General features: G+C 63.0%; 6 protein-coding genes and 5 pseudogenes. 7 read left to right on the plus strand and 4 right to left on the minus strand.

The annotated features are described in order from the left end of the window. Positions 1-193: 193 nt before the first annotated feature. A pseudogene (locus DPQ23_RS14600) lies at positions 194-328 on the plus strand (IS3 family transposase); the annotation flags it as partial. Positions 329-370: 42 nt separating this feature from the next. After that, complete coding sequence (pap, locus tag DPQ23_RS14605) at positions 371-1,864, plus strand: polyphosphate:AMP phosphotransferase (RefSeq protein WP_112875509.1); 1,494 nt, start codon at positions 371-373, stop codon at positions 1,862-1,864. Positions 1,865-1,905: 41 nt separating this feature from the next. Here pap and DPQ23_RS16240 read toward each other — a convergent pair. Beyond that, a pseudogene (locus tag DPQ23_RS16240) lies at positions 1,906-2,025 on the minus strand (YnfA family protein); the annotation flags it as partial. Positions 2,026-2,151: 126 nt separating this feature from the next. Further along, positions 2,152-2,322 (minus strand): annotated as a pseudogene (locus DPQ23_RS16210) (MerR family DNA-binding protein); the annotation flags it as partial. 84 nt (positions 2,323-2,406) lie between these two features. On the opposite strand from DPQ23_RS16210, the pseudogene DPQ23_RS14615 reads away from it, so the two are divergent. Then, positions 2,407-3,212: pseudogene (locus DPQ23_RS14615) on the plus strand (IS3 family transposase); the annotation flags it as partial. A 217-nt stretch (positions 3,213-3,429) separates the two neighbouring features. Here DPQ23_RS14615 and DPQ23_RS14620 read toward each other — a convergent pair. Further along, positions 3,430-4,713, minus strand: coding sequence for an IS110 family RNA-guided transposase (locus DPQ23_RS14620; protein ID WP_112875510.1), 1,284 nt, complete (start codon positions 4,711-4,713; stop codon positions 3,430-3,432). Between the two features lie 135 nt (positions 4,714-4,848). Between DPQ23_RS14620 and DPQ23_RS14625 the strand changes: the two are divergent. Beyond that, positions 4,849-5,142, plus strand: a pseudogene (locus DPQ23_RS14625) (integrase core domain-containing protein); the annotation flags it as partial. A gap of 279 nt (positions 5,143-5,421) precedes the next feature. Here DPQ23_RS14625 and DPQ23_RS14630 read toward each other — a convergent pair. Then, positions 5,422-6,618: an ATP-grasp domain-containing protein gene (locus DPQ23_RS14630; protein WP_205961477.1), complete on the minus strand. Its 1,197-nt coding sequence runs from the start codon at positions 6,616-6,618 to the stop codon at positions 5,422-5,424. Between the two features lie 435 nt (positions 6,619-7,053). Between DPQ23_RS14630 and DPQ23_RS14635 the strand changes: the two genes are divergently transcribed. From DPQ23_RS14635 to DPQ23_RS14645, 3 genes are all read left to right on the plus strand, one after another. Then, a complete protein-coding gene (locus DPQ23_RS14635; RefSeq protein WP_240602829.1) occupies positions 7,054-7,431 on the plus strand; it encodes a hypothetical protein in 378 nt (125 codons plus the stop codon). A 74-nt stretch (positions 7,432-7,505) separates the two neighbouring features. Continuing rightward, positions 7,506-8,999: a multicopper oxidase family protein gene (locus DPQ23_RS14640; protein WP_112875512.1), complete on the plus strand. Its 1,494-nt coding sequence runs from the start codon at positions 7,506-7,508 to the stop codon at positions 8,997-8,999. 400 nt (positions 9,000-9,399) lie between these two features. Next, positions 9,400-11,325: a heavy metal translocating P-type ATPase gene (locus DPQ23_RS14645; RefSeq protein ID WP_205961478.1), complete on the plus strand. Its 1,926-nt coding sequence runs from the start codon at positions 9,400-9,402 to the stop codon at positions 11,323-11,325. Positions 11,326-11,408: the final 83 nt, after the last annotated feature.

The following is an 11,408-nucleotide window of genomic DNA, read 5'->3' on the forward strand; positions in this document are numbered from 1 at the left end:
GAAACCGTGCCGATGTTGCTCTGGGCGCTCCTGGCCTCAGGGCAGATCCAGATGCGCAAGGTCGACGGCTGGGAAACCCTCACTCAGCCCCTCCAGCCGATGCCACTTGACCTCGCCGCCTGATCGGAGCCAGCTTCACATGCCCGAAGCGAGCCGCCAGGCAATTTCCACCACATTCGCGACACGACCCTTGCGCCGCAACTGGCAAACAAGGCGCGAGGTCGAAGTCGCCCTATTCGAATACATCAACGGCTTCTACAACCCACGCCGCAAACACTCGGCCCTCGGCTGGAAATCACCCGTAGCCTTCGAACAGAGGGCCGCCTAACATGAGCACCTGACCGGAACAGAGCCGGGACAGGTCCAGGATATGAAGAATGAGGACGCAAGCGGGACTGACGCCGGGCAACTCCAAGCCTGGCGGTTCGTCAAGGAGGCGACGGTGCTGCGCGAGGCGCTGCTCGACGCGCAGTTCGAACTGGCTGATCGCAGCAACCGCGCCGTGCTGATCTTGCTGAACGGGGCTGACGGCGCGGGCAAGGGACAAGTGCTGAACCGACTGCACGAATGGCTTGACCCGCGTACGCTCGCAACGCTCGCCTATGATATCACGGATCGCCGTGACCAGCGCCGCCCGCCGGCCTGGCCCTTCTGGCGGGACCTGCCGCAGCGCGGTCGCATCGGAGTTATGATCGGATCCTGGTATCACACGATCCTCTTGCACCGGGCCACCGGCGGTGCCGACGAGGAGATCTTCCACGCCCGGATCGAGGAGGCCAACCGCATCGAGAGCATGCTCGACGCCGAGCGGGTGACGCTGCTGAAGTTCTGGCTGCAGCTCAGCGACAGCAAGAACGTCGGGACGAAGATCAGGACGGGTGCCCCGCCGGGCAGCCGATACAACCCGCTGGTGCGCGAATGGGTGGAGATCGACACCAAGAAGGAGCGCAAGCGCTTGGTTCGCGCCGCGCGCGAGTTGATCCTGCACACTGCCGATAGCAGCACTCCTTGGCACATAGTCGAAGCGGAGGACCCGCTAGCGCGAGATCTTGAGGTGGGCCGGCGCCTTCTCGACACACTGCAGGCGGCCGCCCGCTGGCAGCCGCAGGGGCGCAGCAAAGCCCCGGCGAGACCACGCCGAGCAACGAGCGGCAAGCCGGTGCTGCCCACCCTGGATCTGAGTCAGACCCTCGACAAGGATAGCTACGAGACTGAGCTTGCCGACGCGCAGGCGCGGATTTTCACGGCGACCCAGTCCAAAGCCTTTCGCAACCGCGCTCTGATCGTCGCGTTCGAGGGCAACGATGCTGCCGGCAAGGGCGGGACTATCCGCCGGTTGCGCAGCGCCCTGAACCCCGTGCACATGCGCGTGCATCCGATCGGTGCGCCCAGCGACGAGGAGCGGGCGCGCCCGTTCCTTTGGCGCTTCTGGCACCAGGTGCCCCTGCGTGGCAATACGGCGATCTATGACCGCAGTTGGTACGGCCGCGTTCTGGTGGAGCGGGTTGAGGGCTTCGCCGCGCCCGCCGAGTGGACGCGAGCCTACGGCGAGATCAATGACTTCGAGGCGCAACTCACCCGCGCAGGCTATATCGTGCACAAGTTCTGGCTGGCGATCGACGAGGAAGAGCAGCTTCGCCGCTTCGAAGAGCGCAAGGAGACCCCGCACAAGCGCTTCAAGATCACGGACGAGGATTGGCGCAACCGCGCGAAATGGCCACTCTATGCCGCGGCCGTCGAGGACATGGTCGCGCTCACCTCCACCGAGGCCGAGCCTTGGACGCTGGTGGAATCTAACTCCAAGCGCTTTTCGCGGGTAAAGGTCCTACGCAGCCTTGCGGATCGACTGGAGGACGAACTTTGAAGGCCTTTTTCCGAGAGCGCGACCCGGTTCATGAGCATTCAGCCGGGCACCAGCCACAGCACTGACACGCCAAGCCGCATCCAAGCCCAGACGGCGAAACATCCGGCAATCTCGGCCAGTGCCGCGGCGGCATAGACCGCGAATGTCAAGATGGCATTCATCTGGAGCCCCGACCCTGTGTTGGCACAATGGTCTTCAGCGTAAAGCGCGTGATGACTCAGCACCTCGATCACCCGGCAATCTGCGATCGTGCCTTGGGCGCACTGGGTGATCATCCGTTCCAGTTCGAACTTCATCTCCGTTGGCCGCGCAATACGAACCTTCACCGCTGCGAGCTGCTTCGTCGTGATAATGTCCGCCGCAGCGCAGGACTGGTCAGGTTTGTCGGCGAGGTTGAACAGATTGCGGATTGCCTCCAGTGGAATCCCAAGGTCGCGCGCGTAGCGGGCGAAGGCCAACTTGCTCTGCCGCCTGAAAACTGGACCGTTTGAAGCTGGAGTTTTCGGCTAGGCTTTCCCTGGCTGGGCGAGGAGCTGAGAACGATGAAGGCATCAAAGTTCACGGAGGCGCAGAAGGCGTTCATCCTGAAACAGGGCGAGGAGGGCACGCCGGTGGCCGAGATCTGCCGCAAGGCGGGGATCGGCCAGTCGACCTACTTTGCCTGGAAGAAGAAGTATGGCGGCCTGCTGCCCGACGAGATGCGGCGGCTCAAGCAGCTCGAGGACGAGAACGCGCGGCTCAAGCGCATCGTGGCGGACCTGACGCTCGACCGGGAAATGCTCCAGGATGTCGTCCGCCGAAAACTCTGAAGCCGGAGCGGACGCGTGAACTGGTCCGCGGGATGTGCGCAGACTGGGCGGTCTCGATCCGCAGGGCGTGTGGGGCCCTCCGGTTCGACTGCTCGAGCTACCACTACAGGTCCCGCCGCACCGATCCGGCAGAACTGAAACGGCGGATCAAGGAGATCTGCGAGACACGCGTGCGCTACGGCTATCGCCGTGTTCACGTCGTCCTCAGGCGCGAGGGCTGGGATGTCAGCATCAAGAAGGTCTACAGTGCTTACAGGACGTTGGGATTGCAGCTGCGCAACAAGACGCCGAAGCGCCGGGTCAAGGCGAAGCTGCGTGATGACCGCGCCGAAGCCGTCGGACCGAACGATGTCTGGGCGATGGATTTTGTCCACGACCAACTGGCCCTGGGCAGGAAGCTGCGGATCCTCACCATTGTCGATACGCATTCCCGCTACTGTCCGGCGGCGGATGTCCGGTTCCAATATCGCGGGGAAGATGTGGTCCAGACGCTCGAACGGATCTGCCGCAAGGTCGGCTACCCGAATACTATCAGGGTCGGCTACGTCCTATGTCGGGAAGGATTTGCCGCTTGAGGCATCAGATCACGGGGCATCCGAGCGACCGGATACCCTGAAGATGGTTGCCCAGGCGGGCTCCGCCGTCAAGAAGTGGTCTCTTCCATAGCAAATACAGGGTCGGCCATCGCGCCGCCCTCACCGTCCTCAAGACGAGATCCGAATTCCCAAGCGGAAGGCCCGAACATTATCTACGAGGTCAGGATCCTGCCTCCACGGCTCTGCAGAGAGGGGTCCTTCCGCCTGGGCTCGTCCCCTCGAAGAAGGGACGATAGGGTTCGCCGGATTTGATCACGGCGTGAATGGTGCGGGCCATCTTGGCGGCGATGGCGGTGTAGGCCTTGCGGCGCAGATCCGGATTATGCCGGTCCTGTGCGATGTAGCGTTCGAACTTGTCGCGGAAGCTGTTGGCCGGCTTGAGCACGGCGGCCTGGCTGGCCAGCCAGAGCGTGCGGCGCAGGCGGGCGTTGCCATACTTCGAGATCTTGCTCCGGCCGCGGAACAGGCCGGACTGCACCGTCGCCAGATCCATGCCGCAGAACTTCAGGAACTGGCGGTGATGCCGGAAGCGCCGCAGGTCCCCGGCCTCGGCCAGCACCGCGAGCGCGTTGATCGGGCCGATGCCGGGGACTGAGCGCAGGAGCTGGTAATCGGGATCATCGCCGAGAAGCTCGACAGCGCGCGCCTCGATCGCGTTGCGGCTCTGGATGAGGCTGCGCCCCTGCGCCAGAACGAGGCGGAACATGCGGATCGCGTCCGAGTCCGGCGCCACGGGCAGACCCACGGAAGTCCTTGAGGTCTCGTAGATATCGGCCAGAAGGGCGGCCTTGCTCACGCGCCGGCCGATCACCGGCCACGCCGCCTTGATGAAGCTCTCCTTGTCCATGGCCGTGATCATGTGCGGCGACGGGAAAGCCTCAAGGAACGCCAGGAACCAGTCGCCCCGTGAACTGCGATGGAAGCGGTCGGCCTCCGGGAAGTAGAGCGGCAGGTAATGGGTCAGGATGCGTTGCCACAGCTCGGTCTTAGCGCGCGCGACCATCTCATAGGTCTTCGACAGCTCCTGGATGTCGCTGGTGCCGGCCACCAGAGGGTCGTGGAAGACCTGCACGGCGCCGATCTGGAGCATGTGCAGGATGACCTGCGCGTCCTTCGGGTCGTTCTTGTCCCAGCTGTTGTGCAGCGCTTCCCGGGTCCGGGCGAGTGCCACGGAGGAAACGAGCTTCAGATCGAAACCCGCCTCACCTAAGGCGAACATCAAGGCACGGTGATAATTACCGGTCGCTTCGAACCCGATCGTCGCGGGCAACTCGAGGCCGCGCAGGACCTCGATCAGGCGCTGGTAGTCGGCCGCGGTGTTCAGCACCGTCATCCGTCGACGGCGCGTCTTGCCGGGAACGGCGATCAGCACCTCGTGGCGGTGCTTTGATATGTCGATGCCTACCAGAACGCGGGCATCCGTCGTATCATGGACCTTGGTCATGGCCGGGCCTCCTCCGTGGTGTGGTTCGCAAAACCACCATAGAGACCTGAGCCCCGGCTATGGCCGCACGGCTCGCGCGAATTGTTGACTTCGCGCGCGGCCATAGCCTTCTTCAGCGCGTCATTCCGAACATGCTATGGCAGCGAGTTCATCTCCCGCGACCTCGACCTGTGGGCCTATGCCAGGCAGGTCACCCTGGACTTCTCACGCCCCGGCAAACCCACCGACAACGGCTTCATCGAGGCCTTCAACAGCAAGCTGAGGTCCGAATGCCTGAACGCCCACTGGTTCATGAGTCTTGCCGATGCGACCGAAAAGCTGGAGCATTGGCGCAGACACTACAACGATGACCGACCCCATAGCGCCATCGGCTACAACGTCCCGAGCGCGCTGCACTTTCCCGACGGCGTCACCAGCCCGTCGTCGTGACCAAGCCCGGAAACTCCACCTTCGGGCGGTCCAAAGTTGGTAGGCAGAGCACAAGCCCGGAAACTCCACCTTCGGGCGGTCCAAAGTTGGTAGGCAGAGCAAACTGATCTAGCGCCTTTGCGCCATAGTGCCGGCGCGACGGTACTTGTCACACCCAATGCGCTGCGGCTTCTGGCCTTCAATCCGGAGAAGGCCTGAAATGCAGTCTCCATTCGCGTGCTCGGCGCTCGCCACCCTTGTCCATCCCGAAAGGCCTGGTTCACCCCACCAGCTCTCGCTTCAGATCACGAACACCGGCGCGAACCCGCCCCCTGGCGTCCTGAAGTTCGTGGTCTGGCCCTGATAAAGGCGCGCGGCCACCAGAAGCACCTGGCCATCATAGGTATACAGTCGCACGTCCATTTTGCGCGTCTGTGGAATCTCGTCGATCTTGATCATGCGCTCGCTGGGGCGGACCAGCGTCTGAGCAACGTATCCGCCCTCCGCGATCTCCGCCCAGACTCCTTTTGTCAGCTTGTCGCCGCGATATACCGCCTTGCCTCCATGTCCGCCGGTCGGCTTGAAGAACAAGTTCTTGCGGGATTTCCAAAGTGCATCAGCATTGTCGGGATCGACCAGGACGGTGCGTGGAACGGCTGCAAGCTGGGCGCGAATCCCGGGGTCGACTCCCCATGCCTCAAGTGTCGCGGGATTCGAAAGAAGCGAAAGGTTACGCTTGTCGGCAAGGAGAGCGTGATTATGCGGATTTGGCGTCACGACCACCGCGTCATCCCGGTAGGCTTCCTGCAATGCCTTGTGCTCGGGCTGATCGAAGGCAAAATCGGTGATCCGGTTGTAAACCAGATCGATCGTCTTTCCATCGAGGCTGAGCCGACCATCCTCATAGCGAAGTCGACCGGCGTCGGCGATGACCGCGTCGATGCCTCGTGCCGCTAAAACTTGCCGCGCGAGCACGAACTCGGGGTAGAGATACTGTTCCGGCGGACTGTCATCGACGATGGCGATGCGTTGTGGCGCGCCCGTTCCCCGCTGCCGAAGCCATTCCTCTTGAAACATGCGGAACGCCGCATCTTCAAAGGATTGTGGCGTGGCGGGGATATCCATTTCAGCGCAGCACGCGCGCTGCGCCCTTGCAAGAAAAGCATTGAGAAATGCCCCGCCGGCGTTGGTATTGATCTCGATCAACCGGGGACCGTCTTCGCCAAGATGAAAGTCATAGCCCATGAGCGCCCCGAGAGGGCCGTGATCCACCTGAGCGATTTCCGGCCCCCAGGAGAGGACCGCGGCTTTATATGCCGCGAGTTGGGCGGTGGTCTCGACAGCCAATGCAATCTCGCGCATCTCGTCCACGGTGACCGCCGAAAGAAATACCGGCACTTGCGAGAACAGGTGCGCCTTGGGCCGGATAAACGTCTCGAAGAACGCGGGGTCACCGGCCTCACGCTCCAGCGCTTCACGCAGCGCTGAAATGTCCAATGTGATGCATAAGCAGTTCCTGTTTAGTCGGTCCGTAATGTCTTGAACTCGATCCGGAGAACTGGAGGCAGTATTATTCATCGATGGAAGACTCGAGCCAGCGCCAAGATCGAGCGTACTTCACGCGCCAAGTACACCATGAACGATCCTACCAACATTGTTCTCAAAGGTTTCTCCCATCAGGCCGATCCCAATATTCCCCTTCTATCTGGTAACCTCGATGGAGAACACCGAGAGTTTCGCGCAGTATAGGTGTCCGGGTCCTTTCGACTGGTGGATGAAGCCGTTGACCCGGCCGCCTGCCATCTCCCCTGACGTTACTGTACTGCCTCTGAGCTTCGATCCACGTCTCCGCTGACAACGAAACATCGGTCGGCGTCACGCCAGAAGTCAGCCTCTACCAGAAGCGAGTTGCCTGCGACACTGGACAGTTTCGTGAGCAGCATCTATCGTCCAGGCATGTTCGCCCGGCTCGTCACCATGCTTGCCATACTCGCGATCGCCGTGATGACGACGGTGACTTCCGCGCATGCGGCTGGCTTGAGCGCCGAGCCCGATCACGCTGTTCATGTCAGCGAGATGATGCAGGCCATGAACAGTGAGCATTCCTGTGACCACGAACAGCCCTGCGCGTCAGCACAGGTTGGAGCATGTGAGGTCCTTTGCGCGGGTCTGTCGGTCTTCGTGCCGTCGCCAGGCGGGGAAGCCCTACGCGACTACGGGCTGGCCAACCAGGACCTGCCTTCCGCGACGATCCCTGCTAGCCGGGCGCCTGGCCTGAACAAACGCCCTCCGAAACTCCGTCTCCTCTGATCGCATCGCGGCCCTGGCCCGCCGCGTTCCATCGCTTTTGACGAGCGGGACAGGAATGTCCCGAGGAGACAACAATGAACCCCCTTTCACGACGCGGCTTTCTTGCCGCAAGTGCGGCGGCATTCGCCACCGCTCATCTTCCTCGCGCGGTCATGGCGCAGGCGCCAGCGCCTCTTGCCCTGTCTGCCGCAACCCGCACGCTCGACATCGACGGACGCGCGGCCACGGTCTTCGGCCTTGCCGGGCCGGGCGGCCAGGGTCTGGTTCTCGACCCCGGACAGAGATTCCGGGTCGACCTGACCAACGATCTCGACGTGGGCACCATCATCCACTGGCACGGCCAGCTCCCGCCCAACGCACAGGACGGCGTGCCGGATATGCCGTTGCCCCTTCTCGCGCCGGGCGAGACCCGTTACTACGATTTCGAGACGCTGCCAGGCACATTCTGGATGCACAGCCATGTGCCGATCCAGGAGATGCAACTTCTTGCCGCGCCGCTGATCGTTCGGTCGCCGGACGACCTGACCGGCGATCGGCAGGAGGTCGTGCTGTTCCTGCACGATTTTTCGTTCAAGCACCCCGAGGAGGTTCTGGCCGAGATCAGTGACGGCCATGGCGGCGGGCACGGCGCAGGACCTGGCCTGCCCATGGGAGGCATGAGCGCAATGCCGGGCATGGACCACGGCGCGTCGGGCGGCATGCCGATGGGGAACATGGCGATGGGCGGCATGCCTGGCGAGGGCGGCATGGCCATGGACCTCAACGACTATGATTGGGACGCCTATCTCGCCAACGATCGCACCCTGTCCGACCCCGAGGTGGTGCAGGTCGAGCGCGGCGGCCGTATCCGACTGCGGGTCATCAATGCCGCCGCAGCCACGGTATTCTGGATCGAGACCGGGACGGCACAGAGCCGGCTCGTCGCGGTAGACGGACATGCCGTTCAGCCCGTTTCGGGCAGCCGGTTCGGGCTGGCCATGGGTCAACGTCTGGATCTCGAAATCGATCTGCCGAACGAGGGCGGCGCCTGGCCGATCCTCGCGTTGCGCGAAGGCGCGCGAGAGCGCACCGGCCTTGTCCTCGCCACGCAAGGGGCAGAAGTGCGGCGCATCTCTGCGCTCGCCGACACCGAGGCACCCGCCTTCGACACCGACCTTGCCCAGGAATCGCGGCTGGTCGCCCTCGACGCCTTGCCGGAACGGGCCGTCGAGCGCAGCCAGGTGGTCGTGCTCGGGGGCTCGATGCAGCCCTACGTGTGGACGATCGACGGCGCTGTCTGGGGCCAGCATCGGCCGGTCGCCGCGCGCAGCGGCGAACGTGTCGTTCTGTCGTTTCACAACATGTCGATGATGGGCCACCCGATGCATCTGCACGGGCATGTGTTCCAGATCGTCGGGCTGAATGGACGTGCGGTCTCAGGCCCTCGGCGGGACACGGTTTACGTGCCGCCGATGTCAGTGATCGATGTTGCGCTCGACGCCGGCGAGGCGGCGCGCTGGATGCTGCATTGCCACCACATGCCGCATCTTGCGACCGGGATGATGACCGAGTTCGCGGTCAGCGCATAGGCCATGCGATGGCAGAGGACGCCGGATGTCGGCGTCCTTACAGGGCAAGAAGGAGGCACAAGCATGGCGATGTCGCAAGGTGGCCATACCGGCCACATGCCCAGGAGCGACGTTCGCAGGGCGCCAATGCATCAACGAGAATCCGCTCGAACGTGGTGCAAGGATAGCCGATGCACTGGGCCGAGGCTGATCGATGTCCGCCCTGACCCCGTTCCTGTCGCGGATGCGAACCGCGTACTTCACGAGGAGATGGCTTCGACCGGAAAGCACCTGTTCCAGGGCCAGGGGATCGCTCGCCGCAATACGGCCCGGCCGGTCGCCGCTCTGCCAGCATCACACGGATACGCAAGAGCAACGTCATCTCGCGGCTCTGCCGCACGAGTAACGATAGGAACAACTGATGAGCTCTCCACCCGCCCACCACCATGGCCATCAGAACCATCAGGCGCATGCGAGCGCGCCTCGCGATGGTGAAGGTCAACGCGGCGACTCCCAGATTATTGCCGCCACCGGCTCCAGCCATTCCGAGCATGCCGGGCACGGCGGACACGACCACGGCGCGATGGTGGCGGACTACCGGCGCCGCTTCTGGCTGGTTCTGGCGCTGACGCCGCCGATCCTGTTGCTTTCGCCGATGATCCAGCATTGGCTTGGCATCGCAGAGACTCTGGCGTTCCCTGGCGACCGCTACGTCATCTTCGTGCTCTCAACCATTGCGTATCTTTATGGCGGATGGCCGTTTCTGACGGGCTTTACCTCCGAGCTGCGCAAACCCCAGCCCGGCATGATGACCCTGATCTCGATTGCAATCTCGGCTGCCTATTTCTTTTCGGTCGCCGTCACGTTCGGCTTTCCGGGCCAAGAACTTTACTGGGAACTGGTGACTCTCATCGCGATCATGCTGCTCGGTCACTGGATCGAGATGCGTTCGGTCATGGGAGCATCCCGCGCGCTCGAGGAACTGGTGCGGCTCCTTCCGGATTCAGCCACGCGGATCAAGGCTGACGGAACGTCGGAAGAGGTACCGATCTCAACCCTCCAGCCCGGTGACAAGGTCATCGTACGCCCGGGTGCAAAGGTTCCGGTCGATGGCCAGATCATTGAGGGTTCGTCCGGTTTCAACGAGGCCATGCTCACCGGCGAATCGCGCCCCGTGACCAAGGGGGTCGGTGCCGCCGCCATCGGCGGCGCGATAAACGGGGCCAGCGCTGTCACCATCAAGGTAACGGCGACAGGGGACGCCACCTATCTGTCGCAGGTCATCGAACTGGTAAAGAAGGCGCAGGCGACGCGATCGCGGACCCAGGACGTTGCCAACCGTGCGGCCGCCTGGCTGACCTACATCGCACTCATCGTGGGATTCGGCACACTGTTCGTCTGGTGGCTTTTCCTCGACGCACCCCTCGAGTTTGCCATCGAGCGCATGGTGACGGTCATGGTCGTTGCCTGCCCCCACGCCCTTGGTCTCGCTGTCCCGCTGGTCGTCGCGGTCAGCACGTCGCTGTCGGCCGGCAACGGGCTGCTGATCCGCGACCGCGCAGCCTTTGAGCGGGCGCGCAATCTCAACGCGGTCGTGTTCGACAAGACCGGCACATTAACTGAGGGTCGTTTCGGTATCAGCGATATCGTATTGCTTGCCGATGGCGACGAAAACGAGGAACTCAGCTTCGCCGCCGCCGCCGAAAGCCAGTCCGAGCATCCGATCGCTCACGGCATCGTGGCCGAGGCGAAGGACCGCGGGATTCCTATCCCTAGGGCAACCGACGTCAGTAACATCACCGGCGAAGGCATTGTGGCCAAGGTGGACGGCCAGGATGTGCGTATCGTCAGCCCTGGACACCTGGCACGGCAGGGCAACGCCATCGCCCATAACAGCCTCAAGCATCTGGAGGGACAGGGCAAGACAGTCGTCGTTCTCGTCCGCGACGGCGAGCCACGAGCCCTCTTTGCACTGGCAGACATCGTCCGTCCGGAATCGAAGGAGGCCATCGCCGAACTCAAATCCCTCGGGATCAGCTCGATCATGCTCACCGGCGACGCCGAGGGCGTCGCAAAAACGGTCTCCGAGGAACTCGGAATCACTGAATACTTCGCCGAAGTGCTGCCTGATCAGAAATCGCAAAAGATCGAGGAACTCCAAGCGCGAAGGCTCTCTGTCGCCATGGTCGGCGACGGAGTGAATGACGCGCCTGCGCTCGTGGTGGCCGATCTCGGGATTGCCATCGGCGCAGGCACGGATGTGGCTGTTGAATCTGCGGACGTGGTTCTCGTACGCAGCGACCCGCGAGACGTGGGCGCTATTCTCGGTCTGTCCGGGAGTGTCTGAAACTCTGTGTATCTGACCTGGCCCATGCGGTTTTCAGATACGGTCAGGCGTCGAAGCGCCCTGCGAACATTATGGCCAGCTGG

Source organism: Paracoccus endophyticus (genome assembly GCF_003286075.1).
GTDB classification, from domain to species: domain Bacteria; phylum Pseudomonadota; class Alphaproteobacteria; order Rhodobacterales; family Rhodobacteraceae; genus Paracoccus; species Paracoccus endophyticus.

Excerpts from the sequence above, each read along its gene's own strand:
- pap (WP_112875509.1), top strand. The coding sequence starts at position 371 with ATGAAGAATGAGGACGCAAGCGGGACTGACGCCGGGCAACTCCAAGCC.
- DPQ23_RS14620 (WP_112875510.1), bottom strand. The coding sequence starts at position 4,713 with ATGACCAAGGTCCATGATACGACGGATGCCCGCGTTCTGGTAGGCATC.
- DPQ23_RS14640 (WP_112875512.1), top strand. The coding sequence starts at position 7,506 with ATGAACCCCCTTTCACGACGCGGCTTTCTTGCCGCAAGTGCGGCGGCA.
- DPQ23_RS14645 (WP_205961478.1), top strand. The coding sequence starts at position 9,400 with ATGAGCTCTCCACCCGCCCACCACCATGGCCATCAGAACCATCAGGCG.